Origin of the sequence: Martelella sp. AD-3 (genome assembly GCF_001578105.1) — a bacterium.
Lineage (GTDB): Bacteria > Pseudomonadota > Alphaproteobacteria > Rhizobiales > Rhizobiaceae > Martelella.
The window spans coordinates 3,099,531-3,121,182 of the sequence record NZ_CP014275.1; the positions used below are offsets into that span (position 1 = coordinate 3,099,531).

20 protein-coding genes are annotated in these 21,652 nt (G+C 63.3%); 12 read left to right on the plus strand and 8 right to left on the minus strand.

What is annotated here, in order from left to right:
- Window positions 1–111: 111 nt before the first annotated feature.
- Complete coding sequence (locus AZF01_RS14405) at window positions 112–1,068, plus strand: IS481 family transposase (RefSeq protein WP_061449600.1); 957 nt, start codon at window positions 112–114, stop codon at window positions 1,066–1,068.
- Between the two features lie 4 nt (window positions 1,069–1,072).
- On the opposite strand, the gene AZF01_RS14410 is transcribed toward AZF01_RS14405, so the two are convergent.
- Window positions 1,073–1,831, minus strand: coding sequence for a M48 family metallopeptidase (locus tag AZF01_RS14410; RefSeq protein WP_024706723.1), 759 nt, complete (start codon window positions 1,829–1,831; stop codon window positions 1,073–1,075).
- Window positions 1,828–2,610 (minus strand): IclR family transcriptional regulator C-terminal domain-containing protein, encoded by a 783-nt coding sequence (locus AZF01_RS14415; protein ID WP_024706724.1) that lies wholly within the window; start codon window positions 2,608–2,610, stop codon window positions 1,828–1,830. Before AZF01_RS14415 ends, AZF01_RS14410 begins: the two co-directional genes overlap by 4 nt.
- Window positions 2,611–2,723: 113 nt before the next feature.
- Here AZF01_RS14415 and AZF01_RS14420 point away from each other — a divergent pair, with 113 nt between their 5' ends.
- From AZF01_RS14420 to AZF01_RS14445, 6 genes are all read left to right on the plus strand, one after another.
- Window positions 2,724–3,662 (plus strand): DUF6282 family protein, encoded by a 939-nt coding sequence (locus AZF01_RS14420; protein ID WP_024706725.1) that lies wholly within the window; start codon window positions 2,724–2,726, stop codon window positions 3,660–3,662.
- Window positions 3,663–3,780: 118 nt separating this feature from the next.
- On the plus strand, window positions 3,781–4,767 hold the full coding sequence (locus AZF01_RS14425) for a fumarylacetoacetate hydrolase family protein (RefSeq protein WP_024706726.1): 987 nt from the start codon (window positions 3,781–3,783) through the stop codon (window positions 4,765–4,767).
- A gap of 76 nt (window positions 4,768–4,843) precedes the next feature.
- Entirely contained in the window at window positions 4,844–5,878 is a 1,035-nt protein-coding gene (locus tag AZF01_RS14430; RefSeq protein ID WP_024706727.1) for an NAD(P)H-quinone oxidoreductase, read from the plus strand.
- Window positions 5,865–6,335: a MaoC family dehydratase gene (locus AZF01_RS14435; protein WP_024706728.1), complete on the plus strand. Its 471-nt coding sequence runs from the start codon at window positions 5,865–5,867 to the stop codon at window positions 6,333–6,335. Before AZF01_RS14430 ends, AZF01_RS14435 begins: the two co-directional genes overlap by 14 nt.
- Window positions 6,335–7,879: a class I adenylate-forming enzyme family protein gene (locus AZF01_RS14440; RefSeq protein ID WP_024706729.1), complete on the plus strand. Its 1,545-nt coding sequence runs from the start codon at window positions 6,335–6,337 to the stop codon at window positions 7,877–7,879. Before AZF01_RS14435 ends, AZF01_RS14440 begins: the two co-directional genes overlap by 1 nt.
- Window positions 7,876–8,631 carry an SDR family NAD(P)-dependent oxidoreductase gene (locus AZF01_RS14445; RefSeq protein ID WP_024706730.1) on the plus strand — a complete coding sequence of 252 codons (756 nt, stop codon included), beginning with the start codon at window positions 7,876–7,878 and terminating at the stop codon, window positions 8,629–8,631. The genes AZF01_RS14440 and AZF01_RS14445 overlap by 4 nt, the downstream gene beginning before the upstream one ends.
- A gap of 119 nt (window positions 8,632–8,750) precedes the next feature.
- Here the strand turns inward: AZF01_RS14445 and AZF01_RS14450 are convergent, their stop codons facing one another.
- Window positions 8,751–9,203 (minus strand): MaoC family dehydratase, encoded by a 453-nt coding sequence (locus tag AZF01_RS14450; RefSeq protein ID WP_024706731.1) that lies wholly within the window; start codon window positions 9,201–9,203, stop codon window positions 8,751–8,753.
- A gap of 168 nt (window positions 9,204–9,371) precedes the next feature.
- Between AZF01_RS14450 and AZF01_RS14455 the strand changes: the two genes are divergently transcribed.
- The 5 genes from AZF01_RS14455 to AZF01_RS14475 all read left to right on the plus strand — a co-directional run bounded on the left by AZF01_RS14455 (window position 9,372) and on the right by AZF01_RS14475 (window position 15,999).
- Window positions 9,372–10,799, plus strand: a complete 1,428-nt coding sequence (locus AZF01_RS14455; protein ID WP_024706732.1) for an aldehyde dehydrogenase family protein — start codon at window positions 9,372–9,374, stop codon at window positions 10,797–10,799.
- 34 nt (window positions 10,800–10,833) lie between these two features.
- Window positions 10,834–11,457, plus strand: coding sequence for a nuclear transport factor 2 family protein (locus AZF01_RS14460; protein ID WP_024706733.1), 624 nt, complete (start codon window positions 10,834–10,836; stop codon window positions 11,455–11,457).
- An 84-nt stretch (window positions 11,458–11,541) separates the two neighbouring features.
- Window positions 11,542–12,498 (plus strand): IS481 family transposase, encoded by a 957-nt coding sequence (locus AZF01_RS14465; protein WP_061449701.1) that lies wholly within the window; start codon window positions 11,542–11,544, stop codon window positions 12,496–12,498.
- Between the two features lie 360 nt (window positions 12,499–12,858).
- Entirely contained in the window at window positions 12,859–14,001 is a 1,143-nt protein-coding gene (locus AZF01_RS14470) for a TAXI family TRAP transporter solute-binding subunit (RefSeq protein ID WP_024706672.1), read from the plus strand.
- A 6-nt stretch (window positions 14,002–14,007) separates the two neighbouring features.
- Window positions 14,008–15,999 carry a TRAP transporter fused permease subunit gene (locus AZF01_RS14475; protein WP_024706673.1) on the plus strand — a complete coding sequence of 664 codons (1,992 nt, stop codon included), beginning with the start codon at window positions 14,008–14,010 and terminating at the stop codon, window positions 15,997–15,999.
- A gap of 272 nt (window positions 16,000–16,271) precedes the next feature.
- Here the strand turns inward: AZF01_RS14475 and AZF01_RS14480 are convergent, their stop codons facing one another.
- From AZF01_RS14480 to AZF01_RS14500, 5 genes are all read right to left on the minus strand, one after another.
- Window positions 16,272–17,792, minus strand: a complete 1,521-nt coding sequence (locus AZF01_RS14480; protein ID WP_024706674.1) for a tripartite tricarboxylate transporter permease — start codon at window positions 17,790–17,792, stop codon at window positions 16,272–16,274.
- A 10-nt stretch (window positions 17,793–17,802) separates the two neighbouring features.
- Window positions 17,803–18,309: a tripartite tricarboxylate transporter TctB family protein gene (locus AZF01_RS14485; protein ID WP_152534443.1), complete on the minus strand. Its 507-nt coding sequence runs from the start codon at window positions 18,307–18,309 to the stop codon at window positions 17,803–17,805.
- A gap of 49 nt (window positions 18,310–18,358) precedes the next feature.
- Window positions 18,359–19,315 (minus strand): tripartite tricarboxylate transporter substrate binding protein, encoded by a 957-nt coding sequence (locus AZF01_RS14490; RefSeq protein ID WP_024706676.1) that lies wholly within the window; start codon window positions 19,313–19,315, stop codon window positions 18,359–18,361.
- 131 nt (window positions 19,316–19,446) lie between these two features.
- Entirely contained in the window at window positions 19,447–20,448 is a 1,002-nt protein-coding gene (locus tag AZF01_RS14495) for an alpha/beta hydrolase (protein WP_024706677.1), read from the minus strand.
- 120 nt (window positions 20,449–20,568) lie between these two features.
- Window positions 20,569–21,543: a LacI family DNA-binding transcriptional regulator gene (locus tag AZF01_RS14500; protein WP_081725678.1), complete on the minus strand. Its 975-nt coding sequence runs from the start codon at window positions 21,541–21,543 to the stop codon at window positions 20,569–20,571.
- Window positions 21,544–21,652 lie beyond the last annotated feature (109 nt).

A 21,652-nucleotide genomic window follows, 5' to 3' on the forward strand; every position in this document is an offset into this window, starting at 1 on the left:
CGTCCGAATGGACGCACGGCGCTCTAGTTGTGGGCTTTCAGGAGGTTGTCCATTCGGAGCGTACCGAGGAGACTGGAGTTACCACGCTTCAGCACTCACCGGAGGCTCCGAATGAACATTCACAAGAATGCCCGACTGACCCCGCTGCGTCGAGAGGAGATGGCTGTTGCCGTTCTGTCTGGCGCGCTCACGAAAGCGCAGGCGGCTTTAGTCTATGCCGTTTCCCACAAGATCGTGTCTCGTTGGGTCGAGCGCTTCAGAAAGGGTGGACGCGCTGCAATGGCTGACCGGTCGTCGCGGCCCAGGAGCAGTCCCCGGCAGACCGATGCCATCTTGTGCGAGCGCATTGCCGCCCTTCGTCGTCAGCGCCTGACCGGCAGGCACATCGCCATGGAGACAGGCGTGTCACCGGCCACCGTCAGCCGCGTTCTCAAGCGGGTCGGTTTGTCCCGGATGAAGGACATTGCTCCAGCCGAACCGGTCGTGCGTTACGAATATGACGAGCCGGGCGGCCTGATCCATCTCGACATCAAGCGCCTTGGCCGCTTTAATCGCGTCGGCCACCGCATCACAGGCGACAGGACCGGCCAGAGCAATTCACGCGGCATCGGCTGGGAATATGTGCATGTGTGTATCGACGATGCATCCCGGATCGCATTCACTGACATCTTGCCCAACGAGAAGGCTGAAAGCGCCGTCGCATTTCTCAAGGCGGCAGTCGCCTATTATCAAAGCCTCGGCATCACGGTGAAGCGGGTCATGACCGACAATGGCTCGTGCTACATTGCCGGGGATTTCGCGAAAGCCTGCAAGGCGCTCCATCTGAAACATATTCGTACCAAACCTTACACGCCAAAGACAAACGGCAAGGCCGAGCGCTTCATCCAGACAGCATTGCGCGAATGGGCCTATGCGCGCGCCTATCCATCCTCAGAGCACCGAAAACGGCATCTGCCGAACTGGAACCACATGTACAATTGGCACCGTCCGCATGGCGGCATAAAGTCAAAAACACCGATCAGTCGACTCGGCATGAACCGAGACAACCTCTTGAGGCTCCACATCTAGTCCGTCACCGCCCGGGGCGGGATGACGGGCTCGCGTCCGCCAGCCTTTCGGCACGCGCCACCCGCAGGGACGGGGCCGGATGGGAGGCGACAAAGGTCTCGCCGCCGGGCCCTGCCCGTTCGTAGGCCTGCATGGCCTTCAGAAAACGGGCAAGTGCAGCGGGATCATACCCGGCCTGCGCCAGCAAACCGATTGCCAGGGCATCGGCCTCAAGCTCCTGCTGCCGGGAAAAGGCAGCGATGCTGGCACTGCCTTTTGCGAGAAGCGCGCGCACGTCGTCGCTGTTGCCGATCGCCTGCCGGATATCCGCGCTGGAGACCGCCGCACCGACCCCGAAACGCGCCCGGGCCTCCGCGTGCCCGGAGAGAATATGCGCCATTTCATGGGCGATCACGGCGGCGGTTTCGCTGTCATCGCCAGTCAGCGTCAACAGCTTGCGCGTCAGGTAAATGTATCCGCCCGGAGCGAAATAGGCGTTGGCAATCGTGGTATCCAGAACAAGCACGGTGACGGGCATGCCGCCTGACGCCTCCGAAAGCCGGTCGCCAATCGCGGCCAGATCGCGCGACAGGACGGCGTTCCTGTAGAGGCCGCCGCTCTCCCGCTCCAGGCGGCTGCGGACGGCAGCCGCCGCGCCGCTGCTGTCCGACGAGGACGGAGCGTGCAAACCGGACTGGCAGCCGGCGAGAAGGATCAACAGGAAAAGGCCGGCGAGCCGCCGGCCGGACGAACCGCGGCCGTTTTGAGGTTTGCAACGCATCATGCAAGCGTACTGCGATTGAGGCGCGCGAGATCGCGCGTGATTTCCTCCGATGCCGTCTTCAGCACGGCGGAATAGCGCTCGTGCGCTTCCTGCTGGGAGGTGAAGGCCGAGCGGAAATAGGTCAGGCCGAGACTTGCCACCACACGGCCGCCATCATTGAAAACCGGCACCGCGATCGTGTCGGAATTGCGCGGCTCCACATGGGCTGCACGGGTCGCATAACCGCGTCTCCTCGTCATCGCCACCAGCCGGCTGATCTTGTCGGGATGCCGCGCCAGTTCGTTTTCCGGGTCGCCGGACGTTCTCAGCATGCGGATGATCAGTTCCAGTTCCTCCTCGGGCGTGAACGCCAGATAGGCAAGACCGAGCCCGCGCGTGATCAAAGGCAGGCGCATGTTGACGGTCTTGTGAAACGGCGAGACCGAGCTGTCGGGAACGGTGCTCATGCGCACCACCACGGCGTCCCGATCGAGCAGCGCGATAGAGACGGGCCACTGGTGCTTGCGGGTGACGGCGACGGCCCATGGCCGCCCGGCTTCCACCACCATCGGCTCCTTGTGGTAACCGGAACTCAGCGAGGCAACGAGGGCGCTGAGCTGGTAGCCGCCGACGCGCGGATCGTTCTCGACATATCCGGCCAGTTCAAGCGTGCGCAGGATGCGGACCAGCGTCGGCTTGGGAAGGCCCGTGCGCTCATGCAGATGGGCAATGGAGGTGTAGGGCTGCAAGTTCATTTCCTGCAGCACGCGCAGTCCGCGCTCGATCGACCGGATGCTCACAATATCTCCTCCCAGAGGCCGGCATTTCGCCTGCCGGAACACATCGGGTTTGCAAGTTGAGGGCGCGCGTTGTCAAGCCCTATACCCGTCTTGTTCGAAGGAAGGAGAACTGCATGGCAACGGCGAACAATCGCGCGGAGGTGCGCGCCCTGATCTCAGCGATCGACGACGCCGTCGTCGACGGACTGATGAAGGGAGCGGTCGATCTTCACGTTCATTCCGGACCGTCGACGATGGCCCGTCAGCTTGATCATTTCCAGGCCGTGGAGCAGGCCGCCGCCGCGGGCATGCGCGGCATCATGTTCAAGGATCATCACTATTCCGTCGCGCCGTTCCTGCCGATCATGGAACGCGTGCTCGGCCATCTGGACGTGGCCATGTTCGGCGGGCTGGTTTTGAACAACACGACCGGTGGGCTCAATCCCTTCGTCGTCGATGCCCAACTCAACCAGGGCGCCCGGCTGGTCTGGATGCCCACGGCCCAATCGGCCAATCACATCCGCAGTTCCCACCGCAAGTCACGGCTTGCCTCCAATGTGCAGTTGAAAGCGTCCCCCGGCATCACCGTCGTCGACGCCTATGGCGAAATTCTCGACGCGGTGAAGGAGATCCTCGATTCGATCGCCGCCTTTGATGCCATTCTGTCCTCCGGTCACCTGCACGTCTGGGAAATCTGGAAACTGTTCAGGGAAGCGCGCAAGCGCGGCGTCAAGCGCCTTCTGGTCAATCACCCCATGTACGGGCTGCACTTCACCTATGAGGACATCACCGAAATGGCCGAATTCGGCGCCGTGATCGAGCAATCGGCCTGTCTCTACGTGGATTCGCGCTTCAACGTATTTTCGCCGCAGGAGCTGAAGGAGCATGTTCTGGCCGCCGGCGTCGCGCATTCCTCGATCGGCTCCGATCTCGGTCAGGTCGACAATCCCTCGCCCGTGGAAGGGCTGCGCCAGGCGATCAAGCTTCTGCTCGCCCTCGGCTTTACCGAGGAGGAGGTGCGGCTGATGGTGCGCGACAATCCGGCGAAACTGGTCGGCCTCGACCCCGCCTGAGAACGGCATAACCGACGGATGATCCGAACGATCACGCCATCCCTTTCGTGTCGCGGACGGGCGCCGAAACACGACCTTTGAAGAACCAGTTCAGCCCGCACACGCGAAGGAGACCGACGTGAAACTTGCAACCATCAACCATCAGGGAAAGCCCGTCCTTGCCATCAGAAAGAGCAACGCGACCGTTCTTCTGGCGGAGCTCTACGAGAGCGCCGGGCTTGGGTCGGCGCCGGCGGACATGAACAGCTTCATCGAAGGCGGCGACGCGGAAATGGCGCGGGCGCGTGACGCGCTCGAGAAGGGACAGGCGACCCCGCTTGACGAAACCTCGCTGGATTGGCTTCCGCCACAGCCGCGCCCCTCAAAAATCCTCGGCGTCGCCTTCAACAATATGGGCATCCGCAAGTCCGCCCATCGCGATCCCGGCGTGCCGAACTTTTTCCTGAAGGCGCCCTCCTGCCTGACCGGCCACAACAAGCCGATCATCATGGAAGACTATTACGGCGAGACCATCCCCGAACTGGAGCTTGCCGCCGTCATCGGCAAACGCTGCAGCAAGATATCGGTCGAGGCGGCGAAGGACGCGATCTTCGGCTTCACCATCATCAATGACGTCACCTCCCACGGCATGAAGTTCGGCATGGATTCGATCGCCACGACGCGCGAGCCCGATCTTCTCCGGCCGCATCATCTTGCCTGGCGCAACCGGCATGGCGAGGACGACCGCGATGTCTATTTCGTCTACCACACCCGCTCCAAGGCCTCCGACACGTTCGGGCCGATGGGCCCCTTCATCACCACGGCCGACGAAGTTGAAAACCCGGACGCGCTTGAGGTGAAGGGCTGGTTCGACGGAGAGCCCTTCGCCGTCGACAGCACCGCGAGCTACCGTTTCAAGGTCGCCGAGGTCATCGCGGAAGCCAGTCGCTTCTTCACCCTGGAACCCGGCGATGTCTTCTGCTTCGGAACGTCGGCGAAGGGCGTCGGCAATTTTCCCAATGGCCACCGCTCGGTAAACATGCACAAACTGGCCGGTACGATCGACATCGAGATCGAGGGGCTCGGCAGGCTGTCCAATCCGGTTGTGCATAACTGGAAAGTCTGACGGGCAGGAGAGCAGGCGACCGGGCGCAGGCTCGGCGTCCGGGGAGATCGATCTTCAAAAGGGGGAATTGAGCGCAATGCGTGTCGTCGAAATCAATGGCGCCGGCGGACCGGACGTTCTCGACATCGTCGAAAGTCCCCTCCCCGCGCCCGGAGCGGGCGAAGTCCGGATCCGGGTTTACGCGGCGGGCGTCAACCGGCCGGATATCCAGCAAAGACGCGGTCTCTATCCTCCGCCTCCGGACGCCTCCCCGATCCCCGGCCTCGATGTGTCCGGCATTGTCGACGCCGTTGGCCCCGACGTAACCGGGCTTTCTACCGGAGACGCCGTCTGCGCACTGGCCAATGGCGGCGGCTACGCCGAATATTGCGTCGTGCCTGCGCTCCAATGCATGCCGGTTCCGCGCGGGCTGACCTTTATCGAGGCCGCATCGCTGCCGGAAGTCTATTTCACTGCCTGGAACAACGTCGTCTGGCTCGGTCGCCTCGGCGAAGGCGAGCGCCTGCTTGTGCAAGGCGGCACCAGCGGGGTCGGCATGGCCGCGATCCAGATTGCCCGCAAGCTGCGCGGCGCCGAGGTTTTCGCGACGGCCGGCACGGAAGAAAAACGGTCCGTCTGTCTGCAGACGGGCGCGCACCATGCCGTCAGCTACAAAGGCGCCTGGGACGACGAACTGAGGGCGCTTACCGACGGGTTCGACCTAATCCTCGATGCGCAGGCCGGGCCTTATACGCAACGGCAGCTTGACCTTCTGAGGCCGGACGGTCGGCTGGTCTTCATCGCCAGCCATCTCGGCGAGACGGCGGAGGTCAATATCCGCCAGATCGTCCGGCGCAGGCTGACGCTGACCGGCTCGACCCTTCGACCGCGCCCGCCCGCCTACAAGGGCCGGATCGCCGCCGAACTGGTGCGCGATGTCTGGCCGCTTCTGGAGACAGGCGAGATCGCGACCCGCATCCATCGGGTCTTCGCCTTCGGCGACGTCAGGTCCGCGCACCGGCTGATGGACGAAAACCGGCAGATCGGCAAGGTGGTTCTGGCGGTCGATGCCGAACTTGCCGAAACGGCCGGCCGCCCCGCAACGAGGATGAACGCTGATGCTGATCGTTGACCATGCCCGTGATCTCGCCGCCCATGAAGGCCAATTGCTCGGCCGCTCGGCCTGGATGACCGTGACGCAGGAGGCAATCGACGACTATGCCCGGCTGACGGGCGACGATCACTGGATCCATGTGGATGTGGAGCGTGCCGCGCGCGAGATGCCCGGCGGCAAGACCATTGCCCACGGCCTCTTCATCATATCGCTGCAGCCGGCGCTCCAGCGCGAGATCTATCAGATCAGGGCGCGCGGGCGCGGGCTGAACTACGGTTATGACCGGATGCGGTTCATCGCGCCCGTCCCGGTGGAAAGCCGTATCCGGCTCGCCCTGACGCTTGTCGCCGCGGAGCCGCATGCGCTGGGAACGCGGATCGTCAACGATGCCGTGATCGAACTCGAGGGTTCCAAAAAGCCCGCCATCGCCACCCGCCATATCGTGCTCATCGAAAACGATCCGGGAGACAGCTGATGAATGAGGCCAGCAAGCCGACCGCAAATCACGAAGGCGAATTGCTTGCCGCCATCCTGCGCCATGGTCTTGCGCAACCGGACGCGCCGGCGCTCACCTGCAACGGACAGACGATGACCTGGGCGGAGCTCCGCGAGACTGTGCTGGCCGCGGCGGGTGCAATCACCCACCATTGCGACGGCGGCGCCGGGCGGATCGCGCTTCTGGGAACGGCTGGCCTCGGGCTCACGACAGCCTATCTCGCGATCGTCGCGGCAGGCGGCTCGGCCGTGCCCCTGCCCGCCTCGGCCCACCGTGACGCGCTCGCCGGGATGCTCAAGGACTGCGACCCTGCGCTGATTTTCGTGCAGGACGGCTATGCGGACCTGCCGGCGGCGGACATGGCCGCTCGCGTTGTCCAGCTTGATGCGACGCCCGAGGGCGCCATGCCGCGCGATTTTCTTGCCGGAACACGGCCGCTGAGCGCTCCGGCGATCCCCTCGCCCGAGGCGCCGTTCAACATCATCTATTCCTCCGGCACCACCGGCCGGGCCAAGGGCATCGTTCACGCCCACGCGATGCGATACCGGCAGGCGGCGCGGACGCTTTTCGGGCTTGGACCCGAAAGCACGATGCTTCTGGCGACGCCGCTTTATTCGAACACGACGCTGATGCCGATGCTTTCGGCGCTGTTCCACGCAAGCCATGTCGTGCTGATGCCGAAATTCGATGCCGAAGCCTATCTTGCGCTCGCCGAGCAATACCGCGCGACCCACACCATGCTGGTGCCGGTCCAGTATCAGCGCATCCTGGCGGCGACAAGCTTCGGCACCCGCGACCTGTCGTCCTTCAAGGTCAAGCAGTGCACCGGCGCGCCGCTTCCGGCCGCTGCGAAACGCGCCATCATCGAACAATGGCCGGGTGACTTCTTCGAGGTCTACGGCCTGACGGAAGGCGGCTGCACCTGCATTCTCGATGCCGCGCGGCACCCTGACAAGGCGCATACCGTGGGCAAGCCCGCCGCGGGCAACATCATCCGCATCATCGATGACGACGGCAAGGACGTTGCGCCCGGCGGGCGCGGCGAGGTTGTCGGCCGTTCGGCGATGATGATGTCGGGCTATTTCCGCAATGACGAGGCGAACCGCGCCTTCTACTGGCGCGATGCCGAGGGCCGGATCTTTCATCGCACCGGCGATATCGGCATGTTCGACGAGGACGGCTTTCTCGTCCTGCTGGACCGCAAGAAGGACATGATCATCTCCGGCGGCTTCAATATCTACGCCTCGGACCTGGAGGAAAAACTGCTCGCCCATCCCGATGTCATCGAGGCCGCCGTGATTGCGGTCCCGAGCGAGAAATGGGGCGAAACGCCTCTTGGCTTCGTGGTCGCAAGGCCGGGCGCAGACATCGAGCCGGAGACGCTGCGCGACTGGGTCAATGCCCGGCTGGGACGCATGCAGAAGGTCTCGGCGGTCGAACTGCGCGAAACGCTTCCGCGCAACAGCGGCGGCAAGGTGCTGAAGCAGGAATTACGAAAACCCTTTTGGGAGAATGCAAAGTGAGCGGACAGCCCCCTCTTCTCGGCGGACGCATCGCCGTGGTCACGGGCGCGACAAGCGGCATCGGGCGGGCCTCGGCGATCCGCCTTGCGGAGCTTGGCGCCACCATCGTCGTCGGTTATCACAGCCGCAACGAGGCTGCCGAAGACCTGGTCGCATCGTTTCCCGGGACAGGCCACATTGCCGCGCGGATCGCGCTTGAGACGAGCGCCAGCATCACGGAGGCAGCGCGGGCGGTCGAGGAAAGGTTCGGACGCGTTGACATTCTGGTCAACAGCGGCGGCGCGACCGAAGTCGTGCCGGCCGATGATCTTGACGGGCTCACCGACGAGATTTTCGACCGCGTCACCCGGATCAACCTGCGCGGACCGTTTGCCGCCATTCGCGCCTTTCAACCGCTTCTCGCGAAAGGCGAGAACGCCGCGATCGTCAATATCTCCTCGATCGCCGCGCGCACCGGCGTTGGCTCCAATCTCGCCTATTGCGCGGCCAAGGCCGGACTCGACGCGCTCACGATCGGTCTCGCAAAGGTGCTCGCGCCGGAAATCCGGGTGTTCTCCGTGTCGCCAGCCGGAGTCGATACCGATTTCGTGCCGGGCCGGCCGCGCGCGCGGCTGGAAGCGACGGCGAGGCAGACGCCGCTTGCCAAAATCACCAGCGCCGATGACGTGGCGCGCGCCGTCATCGCCTGCGTCACGCTCATGACCAGTTCGACGGGCCTCGTCATCCCGGTTGACGAGGGCCGGCACCTTTAAAGCATTTCGCAGTCAGATGGAAACGTCTGACGTTAAGCGAAAATGCGTCAAAACAAATAGATAGAGCGGTTGCGCGCTTCCATGAAAGGCGGAACCGCTCTATCGCCTGCCCCTCCCGTCTATTCTGCGCGAGGGCGGCGGGGGACCTGGCCGAGCGCGATCATCGTCATCACGGCTTCGCCATCCTGATTGGTCACCGTCACCTCGGTCTTGATGACGCCGAATTCCGGTCGCCGTTGGTGCGGCTCCGTCGCAATCACCTTGCGGGTCGTGGTCAGCCGGTCACCCGGACGCACCGGTCGTCGCCAGCGCAATTGCTCGATGCCGAGGCCGACCATCGGCGTTTCGCCGTATCCGCCCGCCTCCACGAACAGCCGCATGGAAAGGGCCGCGATCTGCCAGCCGCTGGCGATGATGCCGCCGAAGCGCCCCTCCGCCGCCTTTTCGGGATCGACATGCATGGGCTGCGGATCATAGTCGCGGGCATAGCGGATGATCTCGTCCTCGGACAGGGTGATCGTCCTGCTCGTCCAGATCTCGCCAACGGCAAAGTCTTCGAAGTAACGGCGCATTTTTCTCCGGTCTCCCAATATGCTCTTCGGTGGTTCTAGCGCCGGCGCGGCCTTTCGGCAAAAAGACGACGGTTTCGTTCCGCGAGACGAAACGGCTGCGCGACCCCATTGCGGCGCGTCAGCCGCCGGATAGAGTTCCAGCACTTACCGGAGGAGGGAAGCGGCAGGATGAATGCTCTGGATTTTCTGATCGACGGATGCTGGCGGCGACCGGCGCGCGCGAGGTCCATACCGATTATCAACCCGGCCAGCGAACAGGAGATCGGCGTTGTCAGCCTCGGCAGCGCCGAGGATGTCGACATGGCGGTCGAAGCCGCACGCCGCGCCTTTGCCGTCTGGTCGCAGAGCGAACGCGAGGAACGCCTTTTCATTCTCGGGCGTATCGTCGAGGGCTTCAGGGCGCGCCTGCCCGAGCTTGCACGGCTGATGACAATGGAAATGGGCGTGCCGATCACGTTTTCCACCGAGCGACAGGCGACGGTCGCCCTCTTTCACTTCGAGGAGGCTATCCGGGTGCTGGCGGATTACCGCTTCGAGCGCCGGGAAGAGACCGGCATGATCCGGCGGGAGCCGATCGGCGTCTGCGGCCTGATCACGCCCTGGAACTGGCCGCTGAACCAGATCGCCTCCAAGGTCGCCCCCGCGCTTGCGACCGGCTGCACCATGGTTCTCAAGGCCAGCGAGATCGCGCCGCTCAGCGCCACCGCGCTTGCCGAAATCATCGATGAAGCCGGTCTTCCCGCCGGCATCTTCAATCTCGTCCACGGTGACGGACCGACCGTCGGAGAGGCAATCGCCCGTCATCCGGACGTCGACATGGTTTCAATCACCGGCTCAACACAGGCCGGCATTCGCGTCGCGGAGCTGGCCGCAAAAACGATCAAGCGCGTTGCGCAGGAACTCGGCGGCAAATCGGCCAACATCATCCTTCCCGACGCCGATCTTCCGGCGGCGGTGAAGGCCGGCGTTCATGCCTGCAACACCAATGGCGGGCAGAACTGCCAGTCGCCGACACGCATGCTGGTGCCGCGCCTGCATCGCGAGGAGGCCATCGAAGCCGCCTGCGAGGCGATCTCAGAGATCAGGCTCGGCGATCCGATGGACCCGGAAACGACGATGGGTCCGCTGGTGAGCCAAACCCAGTTCGACAAGGTCCAGGCGCTGATCGCCTCCGGCATTAAGGACGGCGCGACGCTCTGCGCCGGCGGGCCGGGCCGTCCGACGGAATGCGATAGGGGCTACTTCGTCCGGCCGACGGTGTTTGCCGATGTGACGCCGGCGATGCGCATCGCGCGCGAGGAAATCTTCGGGCCTGTGCTTTCGATGATGTACTACGACAGCGAGGACGAAGCCGTCGAGATTGCCAATGACACGCCCTTCGGCCTTGCCGGTTTCGTCCAGTCGAGAGACCCCGACCATGCCCTCGCGGTCGCCCGGCGTATTCGCGCCGGCCGCGTCTATCTCAACGGCGCGCCGTTTGACCGCAGCCTGCCATTCGGCGGATATAAACAGTCGGGCAATGGCCGCGAGTTCGGCCTGTTCGGTTTCGAGGAATATCTGGAGGTCAAGGCGATGCTTGGCTATCCGGCCGCCTGAGGGGCCGGCCATTCACAATGCGAGGGAGGGGATCATGCAGCCAGACACCAACAGACGCCTGATGGAAATGCTCGACCGCGAGGAGCTCTACGACCTTGCGCGCCGCGAGCGGTTTGCCCGCGACCAGCGCCGCTTCGATGTGATGCGGGCCTGCTTTCATGACGATGCCCATGTGCGCACGAGTTGGTACGACGGCCGGGGCGGTGAGGCCTATGTGGAGGCCACGCGCATATTCATGGGAAAGGTCGGCAACGGGAAACACTGGGTCTTTCCCGCTTTTGCCGAGGTGAGAGGCGACAGGGCCACGATCGAGAGCCCGGCCATGATCTTCAACCGGGCGACGCTGGAGCAGGTCGAAATCGATTTTCACGTCTTCTGCCGCTACTTTTCGCGGGCCGTACGCCAGGATGGCACCTGGAAGCTCTTAAGCTTCGAGGTTCTGTTCGAACGGGATATCCTGCGCGCGGTCAATCCGGCGGAGATCCCGCCCATCGACTGGGACAAACTGCGGGCGTTCAGGCCGTCCTATTGTTTCCTGTCCTATCTTCAGGCCAGCCGGGGCATCGACGTCAACCAGGACCTCCTCGGCGACGACCGCCCGGATGAACTCGCCGCATTTCATGCGGGGGAAGTGGAATGGCTTGAAGGCCTGACCTAGATGTGGGCTTTCAGGAGGTTGTCCATTCGGAGCGTACCGAGGAGACTGGAGTTACCACGCTTCAGCACTCACCGGAGGCTCCGAATGAACATTCACAAGAATGCCCGACTGACCCCGCTGCGTCGAGAGGAGATGGCTGTTGCCGTTCTGTCTGGCGCGCTCACGAAAGCGCAGGCGGCTTTAGTCTATGCCGTTTCCCACAAGATCGTGTCTCGTTGGGTCGAGCGCTTCAGAAAGGGTGGACGCGCTGCAATGGCTGACCGGTCGTCGCGGCCCAGAAGCAGTCCCCGGCAGACCGATGCCATCTTGTGCGAGCGCATTGCCGCCCTTCGTCGTCAGCGCCTGACCGGCAGGCACATCGCCATGGAGACAGGCGTGTCACCGGCCACCGTCAGCCGCGTTCTCAAGCGGGTCGGTTTGTCCCGGATGAAGGACATTGCTCCAGCCGAACCGGTCGTGCGTTACGAATATGACGAGCCGGGCGGCCTGATCCATCTCGACATCAAGCGCCTTGGCCGCTTTAATCGCGTCGGCCACCGCATCACAGGCGACAGGACCGGCCAGAGCAATTCACGCGGCATCGGCTGGGAATATGTGCATGTGTGTATCGACGATGCATCCCGGATCGCATTCACTGACATCTTGCCCAACGAGAAGGCTGAAAGCGCCGTCGCATTTCTCAAGGCGGCAGTCGCCTATTATCAAAGCCTCGGCATCACGGTGAAGCGGGTCATGACCGACAATGGCTCGTGCTACATTGCCGGGGATTTCGCGAAAGCCTGCAAGGCGCTCCATCTGAAACATATTCGTACCAAACCTTACACGCCAAAGACAAACGGCAAGGCCGAGCGCTTCATCCAGACAGCATTGCGCGAATGGGCCTATGCGCGCGCCTATCCATCCTCAGAGCACCGAAAACGGCATCTGCCGAACTGGAACCACATGTACAATTGGCACCGTCCGCATGGCGGCATAAAGTCAAAAACACCGATCAGTCGACTCGGCATGAACCGAGACAACCTCTTGAGGCTCCACACCTAGAGCGCCGTGCGTCCATTCGGACGCACAAAGGACGCTCTAACCTATTGAAACTACGCATCGTGCTTTCCGATAATCGATTCCGATTTTCGGGCCGATGCTCCAGCGCAATCCGTGCGCCAGGCAGGGGCATTTCGTCAAGCGAAACGCAGACCCTTTGAAATTTATGCGCCGCGGCATTGGCCTTAGATTGAGTGACAGAGGAGTTGGGCCGGAATGGCTGGCGACATTGCCGGCACGGCACACCGGACACCATGCGCATTTCAGTCACTGGCGGCGAACGGCCCAAGCGGTCATGGCCAGGCGGGCCCGCCGGCCGGGGCGCGCTTCCGCGAAATCTTGAAGAATGGAGGAGGACATTCCATGAGAAAACTAGCAAGCCTGGCGCTTGGCGTCATCTGCCTTTTCGCCGGCGGGGCGATGGCGCAGGACGACGCCGTCACCCTGCCGAAGACGCTGGTGTGGACGAGCTTCGACACCGGCAGCCTCGGCTATAACCAGTCTATCGCCGTCGGCAAGGCGCTTGAAGATGCCTACGGCATCTCGCTTCGCGTTCTGCCGGCCAGCACCGACCTTTCGCGCATCGCCCCCGCCAGGGAAGGCAGGGTGCCCTTCGCGCTGGCCGGAAGCGACGCCTTTTATGCTTTCGAAGGCGTGCTGAGCTATGCGACGCCCGACCTCGGACCGCAGAAGCTGACGGCCGTGATCCTCGCCGGCGCGGACAACGGCGTCGCCATGGGCGTCGCCGCCAATCAGGATATCAACAGCATCGCGGACCTGAAGGGCAAGAAGGTGGGCTGGGTGGTCAGTTCGCCGTCGCTGCAGTCCAATGTACGGGCATTCCTGGCCTTCGGCGGGCTCACTGTCGATGATGTCGAGCTTGTCGACCAGCCGAGCTATGGCGGCGCGTGGCAGGCCTTTACCAACGGCCAGATCGACGCGATGACGGCAGTCACCAGCGGCAGCGGCGTTCTCGAGCAGGCGGCGGCCTCGCCGCGGGGCCTCAAATGGCTGCCACTGCCCTTTTCCAACACCGAAGGCTGGAACCGCCTTCAGGCCGTCAACCCGCATTTCGGCCAGCGCAAGGCGACCGTCGGCGTCGACATCGATGCGGAGCACCCGCTGGAATGCGCCGGCGTTCCCTATCCGGCGCTGATCACCTACACGGCCTCGCCGGACCTCGTCTACAATGTCACCAAGGCTATCGACCTGCAGGCGCCGGTCTACAGCAAGATGCAATCCGGCACGTCCGGGTGGGCGGCCGATTCGGAAGTTTTCGACTGGGTCGTGCCGTTCAACGAGGCCGCTGTCAGATATTACAGGGAAGCCGGCGTCTGGACCGACGAGGACCAGAAGCACAATGACCATCTTGTCGCCCGCGCAAAGGTCCTGCAGGAGGCCTGGAGCAAGATGGATGGCGAGAGCGGCGACGATTTCGCCGAAAAGTGGATGAAAGTGCGTGCCGATACGCTCGAAGCGGCCGGTTTTCCGGCCTATTTCAGGTAGCCGCGCATGCCGGTCATAGACAACAACACGCAGGGAGGCGAGGCGGTTTCCGCCCGCCGCCACGCCTCATTGACATCGGCCGTCGTGCGCATCCTGACGGTCCTGCTTCTGCTCCTCGGCATCAACCAGACCTTCAACCTCGGGTCGCGCTTTCATATGACCCTGCTGGAAAACCAGTATTTCTACGCCGTGCTGGCGCTCGCGATCCCGATGGTCTTTCTTCTGATACCCGGTTTTCGCTCCCCTCGCCGGCAGACGCCGGGCGTGCTCGACTGGGCGCTCGCGGTCATCACATTCGTGACGCTCTGCTATTTCATTTTCCATGCCTACGACATCGTGCTCCTCGGCTGGGAAATGTCGCCGCCATCCGCCGCCGTCTTTGCCAGCGCGGTTCTCTGGCTGGTCATGCTGGACGCGGGCCGGCGGGCGGGCGGGCTGATCCTCGGCATGATCGTCCTCTTCTTCTCGACCTATCCGTTGTTTGCCGACAAGCTGCCGGGACCGATCTCGGCCTTCAGCTCGCCGTTCAGGTATGTGGCGGCCTATCACGCGATGAGCCTTGAAAGCATTCTCGGCATTCCGCTGAAGGCCTTCGCGAACCTCGTCTTCGGCTTCGTCGTCTTCGGCGCGGCGCTTGAACATACCGGCGCCGGGCGTTTCTTCATCAATCTCGCCTTCGCGCTTCTCGGCCATGTGCGCGGCGGTCCGGCCAAGGTTGCAATCCTTTCCAGCGGCCTGATGGGGTCGCTGAGCGGCAGCGTGGTCACCAATGTGCTGACGACCGGCGTGATGACCATTCCGGCCATGCGCAAGGTCGGCATGAAGGGCACGGTCGCCGCGGGCATCGAGACCTGCGCCTCGACCGGCGGCGTTCTGATGCCTCCGGTGATGGGCGCGGCCGCCTTCGTCATGGCGGATTTTCTGCAGGTGCCCTATGCGACGATAGCCCTTGCCGCCGCCATTCCCGCCGCGCTCTATTTCTTCGGCCTTTTCATCCAGATCGACGCGCGCGCCGCGCGCGAGGGTCTGAGCGGCCTTTCCGCCGAGGAACTGCCGGACCTGAAACAGACGCTCAAGGAAGGCTGGCACCATGTCTTCGCCTTCGCGCTGCTGACGGTCATGCTGCTCGTTCTGAAAAACGAACAATACGCGCCGTTCTATGCGACGGCGGCGCTTCTGGCCGTCAACCAGATCGTCTCCAGGACCGATCGCTGGGGACGCAAGGAACTGCTGCATTTCATCGACAGCCTCGGCCGTCTCTTCGCCACGCTCGCCGCAACGCTTGCCGCCGTCGGCATGATCGTCGGCGGACTGTCGATGACCGGGCTTGCCGGAACGCTCGTCAACGACCTTCTGAGCATTGCAGGCGATTCGCCCCTGCTTCTGCTCATCATGGGCGCGCTGACAAGCCTTGTCCTCGGCACGGGCATGACGGCGACGGCCTGTTACATCTTTCTGGCCGTGATGCTGGCCCCGGCGCTGATCCAGGTCGGGTTCGACCCGATGGCCTCGCATCTTTTCATCTTCTACTGGGGCATGCTGTCCTTCATCACGCCGCCGGTGGCGCTCGGCGCCTTCGCCGCCGCCTCGGTTGCCAAGACCCCGCCGATGCGCACCGGTTTCGAGGCGATGAAGATCGGCAGCATCGTCTATTTCATCCCGTTCTTCTTCGTGTTCGATCCGGCGCTGATCGGGCATGCGGGCTGGCAGAGCATCCTTCTCTCCTCGGGCCTTGCCCTTTTCGGCGTGTGGATGTTCGCAAGCGGCGTCCAGGGCTACATCATGGGCATCGGTCCGGTCTTTTCCGACCGTCCCTATGTCTGGGTGCTGCGGCTTCCGCTGCTTGTCGGCGCGGTGCTGATCGCGCTTCCGGGCGAAGCCGTTCCAGGGTTCGGCGATCTGGAACTTCTGGCTGCCGGACTGGCGATCATGGCGCCGGTCGTCATCGCCGCCTTCATCCTCAACCGGCGCGGTCTCGGAAGGGTCCGGCCGGCCTGAACCTGCCCCGGCACGCATGGGCATGCCGAAGAAGAAAGCCCCGTGCAGATGATCTCCGGATCACCTGCACGGCTTTCTTTTTCGGCGTCACATGATGCGCAATGCGATTGACCGTCATCATCGCTCCCGGTCCGCCGCCGCCACGCTTGGACGGCTCCTCCGAAACCCGACCTGGCTTGAGCACTGCGCGCCTTATGCCCCGCAACGCGAATGCGCCCGGGGAGGAACTCCGCCGGGCGCATCGAAACGTCCTTGAGCGAGGATCGGGACGCTCAGTCCTCCACCGGCTCCGGATCCTTGTTCTTCCGCTTCCTCGGACCGAGATAGACAATAGAGACGACCGACAGCGCCAGAAGAACGAGCGCGATCGGATGCTGCAGCACGACCCAGGGGTCGCCCCGGCTGATCAGGATCGACTGGACCAGTTTCGATTCCAGCTCCGGCGTCAGAACGTAGCCGATGATGAAGGCGACCACGGAAAAGCCGAACTGCTGCATGAAATAGCCCAGCACGCCGAAGGCCAGCATGATGTAGATGCCGAACATGCCGCCCGTTGTAACGTAGGCGCCGGTGGTGCAGAGCAGCAGGGCCGTCGGATAGACCACGGAATTGGGCGCCGCGATTGCCAGCGACCAGATGCGCATGCCGATCTGGCCGACGCCGAGATTGCAGAAATTGGCAATCAGCATGGCGCCGAAGAGCCCGTAGATCAGCCTTCCCTGCTCCTCGAACAGAAGCGGACCGGGCTGAACGCCGTGGATGATGAAGGCGCTGACCAGGAGGGCGGCGGCGATATTGCCGGGAATGCCGAGCGTCAGCAACGGAATGAGATTGGCGCCAACGACCGCCGAATTGGCCGCCTCCGAAGCCGCGATGCCGCGCGGGTCACCCTTGCCGAAACTCTCGGGATCCTTCGCCTGCTGCTTGGTGACCGAGTAGGACAGAAAGCCGGCCGTCGCCGAGCCGAGCCCCGGAATGGCGCCGATGACCGTGCCGATCGCCCAGGCGCGGATGGCCACATATTTGTTGGCCAGGAGCTCGCTCAGCGTCACGCCCTTGTCTTCCGGATTGTCCGAGCGTACGCGGATCGGCGAGGCCGTGCTCGTGGCGCGCGTGGTGGCTGCGATCTGGCGGAAGATTTCCGAAACGGCGAGAAGCCCGATCGACATTGCCGTCAGCGGCAGGCCGTCATAGAGATCGAGCATGCCGAAGGTGAAGCGCGGCGTGCCCATGGCCGGATCAATGCCGACCGAGGCGAACAGAAAACCGAGCGCCGCCGCCATCAGCCCCTTGGTCATCGAAGTGCCGACCAGACCCGTGATGACCGTGAAGGCGAGGATCATCAGTGCGGTGATCTCGATCGGCCCCATGCGCAGCGCCACAAGGGCGAGCGGCGCCGAAATCGTGATCAGCACGATGTCGCTCGAAAGGTCGCCGAAGACGGAATAGTAGAGCGCGTATTTCATCGCCTTCATCGGCTTGCCGTTTTTGGCCATGGGGTGACCGTCAAGCGCGGTTGCCGCTGACTCGGGCGTGCCGGGCGTGTTGATCAGGATCGCCGGGATCGCGCCGCCTACCGTTCCGCCCTTGTTGACGCTGATGAGAAAGGCGAGCGCCGTCAGCGTATCGAGCGTGTAGGTCAGCGGAATGGCAATCGCCAGCGCCATCAGCAGCGTCATGCCGGGGATTGCCCCGACGATCTGGCCGACAGCCACGCCGAGGATGATGTAGAGCAGGTTGGTGAAGGTCAGGGCGTCGGTCAGCCCGCCGATAATCGTGGTCAAGTCAGGCATGGGCTTGCTCTCAGAAGGGAATAGACGGCAATGGACGACCCATCACGATCACGAAAACGAACCATGTTGCCGCCGGGACCAGCACGATCGTGACAGCCAGCCACGCATACCGTCGCTCGAACATGAAGGCGCACACGGCCGCCATCAGCGCAATTGCCGACGGCAGGAAACCCGCGAGCGGCATGACGAACGCGGCCGCGAGCACCAGGGCCGCGAGAGCCGCGAGACGCGCAAACTCATACCAGCCGAAATTTACCGGCTGCGCCCTGGCGAAAAGCTGGACAAGGCCGAGAAGGATGAACAGCCATGCCGCAATCTTCGGAAACAGCGAGGGATCAATCGGCCCCGGCTGGCTCGTGACCTGCAACGGAATCAGGAAAAAAAGGAGGAAGCCGCCGAAAACGATGCTGGCTCCCCCGATCAGGCGTTCAAAATACATTGAACAGCGCCCCTTTCTGCTAGCGCATCGGCCCGAAAATCGGAATCGATCTCCGGAAAGCACGATGCGTAGATTCAATAGGTTAGAGCATCCTTTGTGCGTCCGAATGGACGCACGGCGCTCCAGGTTACTTGCCGAGATACGACTTGTAGAACTGGGCGCTCTTCGCGATCTTGTCTGTGGTGCCCTTGGGCCCCAGATTGAGCGGTTCATTCTCGAGCCGCGTCATCAGTTCGCCGTAACCGTCCGAGTTGACGGCTTCGTCGAGCGCCTCCTCGAGACACGTCCTGATTGCCGGATCGAGGCCCGTGGGCACCATGAAGATCGTCTGACCCTCGATCGTCGCTTCCAGCCCGCCCTCGATCAGCGTCGGGGAGTCGGGCGCATAGGGCGTGCGCGCATCGGTCAGTGACGCGAGCTGGTTCATCGCGCCGGCCTTGATCTGCTGGACGTGCTGGGTGCCCTGGGTGGTTGCGTCCACATGCCCGCCAAGCGCGGACTGCAGCGCATCCGCAGCCCCCTTGCTCGGAACGGCGATGAGGTTGACGTCGTAGTGCTTCGCAAGCTGATCGACCAGGATTTCCTGGCTCTTGCCGCCGACGGAAATCGTCGCGCCGTTATTGTCCCTGGCGAAGGCAATGAATTCATCGAGCGTCTCGTAGGGGCGATCGACCAGGGAGACCAGGCCGTAATTGATCTGCATCGCCGTGCCCAGATAGTCGAAACTTTCATAGGTATAGGGCGTATCGGCATTCTCGTAGGGATTGAGCGCCACCGTACCGGTGGCCGCCACGCCGACGGCATAGCCGTCCGGCTTCATGTTCATGAGCGTCGCGGACATCACGCCGCCGCCGGCGCCGGGCTTGTTGTCGACAATAACGGTCCAGCCCTGCTGCGCCTCCAGCTCGGCAGCGATGGAGCGGGCAATCGCATCCGAGCCGCCGCCCGCGCCGTAGCCGACGAGCATCTGGATCGGCTTTGCGGGATAGCCGTCCGGGCAGTTCGCGGCGAAGGCGGCGAATGGCGATACCGCTACCGACAGCCCGAGGACGGTCGTTCCAAGAATGAGATCTGCTGTTTTCATGTTTTCCTCCAAAACACGCGAACCGTACCGTCTCCCTCGTAACGGTTCGCTCTTCTCCCGATAGCCTTGCCTAGCAACCGCGACCTGAGATGGAAACGGCCCGCGGAGCCCGTTTCGTCTGGCGAAATACCTCACCGCGCCAGAAATGCCTCCATTTCCGCAAGCATCGCATCGCGCCCGTGCTCGGGCCGGTCGAAAAGGATGTAATGCGTGGTGCCGCTCGGCTCCCAGTAAAACACCTCCCCGGCATTGATCAGGTCGCCGACGAGGGCATCCATATCGTCCTTCCGGCTGAGCGTATCGAACTCCGGACGGACAATCATGACCCGGGCGTAAACCTGGTTGGCGTTGACCAGCTTGTGCCCGATCCCCATCAGAAAAAGATCCTCCAGCATGCCGTTGGGGCTGCGATAGGTTGGGGGATCGCGGTCCCTCGCCGTCGGGTCGCCGTCGATCAGAGCCTGTTCGAAGGCCCTGACGATCGACGGATCACGCCAGGCGGTCTTGTCCTCGATCGGGATCTGCCGGTCCCAGTCGCGGGTCAGCATGTCGACCGCGTTGAAGGTGTAGTTGCCGAAATGCGGCCGGTTGAAATGGCCCGGTCGCGCCGGATCCTCCCATTGCGAGCCGTGGCAGAACTTCGGATGCCCGCCGGCGGCGCCGTAGACCATGTTGTAGAGAACGAGGTGGCTCGCCTTTTCCGGCCACAATGCCGCAAAGGCCATGACGCAGGTGCCGCCGACGCCCCAGCCGAACAGGCCGACCGAGGAAAAGCCTGATACCGCGCAAAGGTGGTCGACCGCCGCCTCCAGATCACGGACGATCTCGAGCGTGCGCACAAGCGGCTTCGTCGGCGTCGGCGGCAGGTCCATCTCCGCCGGACGCTCGGACCGGCCGAAGCCGCGCGCATCGACGATGTAGCAGCGATGGCCGCGCGCGGCGAGATCGGCGGCAAGCGAACCGTGCGGGACATCGAGATCATATTCAGAGAGCCCGGGAATGCGGGTCCCGTGCATCAGGATCATCGGGCGCGCCGGCGTGCCCGCTGCCGCATCGAACACCTCTCGGACCGCAATGCGCACGCCATCGCGCGTCTTCAGAAAAAAATCCCTGCGCCTGATCGTCCCGGACATGCCTTTTCCTCTCCTTGAAATGCGGGTGCGACCCTGTCTAGCGGGCGCGGGGCCTGCTCCGCACCTTTCAAGACACGGCGTTTCGCCAGCCGGAAACAGGCGCACGGCCTGCCGGAACCGTCAGGCGGGAGCCGGGCCGGTCGACTGCCGCTCGATGATGCGGCAGGGAACGTGCAGACGCAGCGGACAGTCGGGGAAATCCTGGTTGGTGATGCGCTGGTGCAGGACCCGCGTCGCCATCCTGCCGATGTCGACGCCCGGCACCTTCACCGTGGTCAGTTGCGGCAGGATCTGCTGGGCAGCGGAATAGTCGCCGAAGCCGACCACGGACGCATCACGCGGGATCCGGTAACCGCGCGCCAGAAGCTCGGAAATCACCGTCAGCGCCAGACCGTCATGGGCGCAGAAAAAGGCGGTCGGTTTTTCATCCGCCGCCGCCAGCCGGTCGAAGGCCTCGCCGAAATCCCGCCCCTCTTCCGTAATGAGGTCATGCAGAACGACGCCGGGCTCGCGCTCGCAAACCTCGCGCAATCCGTAAAGCCGTTCCATGCGTCCCCGATAGCTCGGATCGCCGTGAACATAGATGATCCGGCGATGGCCAAGCTTCAGGAGAAAACGGCCGACGGCGGATCCGGCCTCATGGTCGGTCGCACCGACCTGGTCGACAGGCTCCAGCGGCTCCAGCCAGCTGTTGCGCACGATCGGAATGTCGGCATGATGCAATCGTTTGAGGTTCTCCTGGCTGTGCAGCCCGACAATCAGAATGCCGCTACATTCCTTTGCCATCGCCTCCAGTTCCACCCCGTTGCGGGTGCTGCGGATGCGTAACGCGTAACCCAGTATCTGGGCTTCGCGCTGCACGCCGTTCTGGATCTGCATGTGCAATTCCGTGTTGGTCACATCATTGTCGTCGAAAACAACGCCGAGGAGCCTGGAGGACGATGTCGCCCTGCGGTAGCCGAGCCGGTCGGCCGTCTCGGCTACCTTCATGCGGGTCGCCTCGCTGACCCCGCTCTTGCCGGAGAGCGCGCGCGAAACGGCGAATTTCGAGAGTCCCGTTTCCTCCGCGATTGTCTGGATGGTTATCCGCGCCAAACCGCACCTTTCCTTTCATTCGCCTTTGAACGGCCCCGGAGCAATGCCGCGGCTCTGGCTGAAATTCCGACGTCGCAAAAAAATTTACCTAACGCTTTACATAACAAAA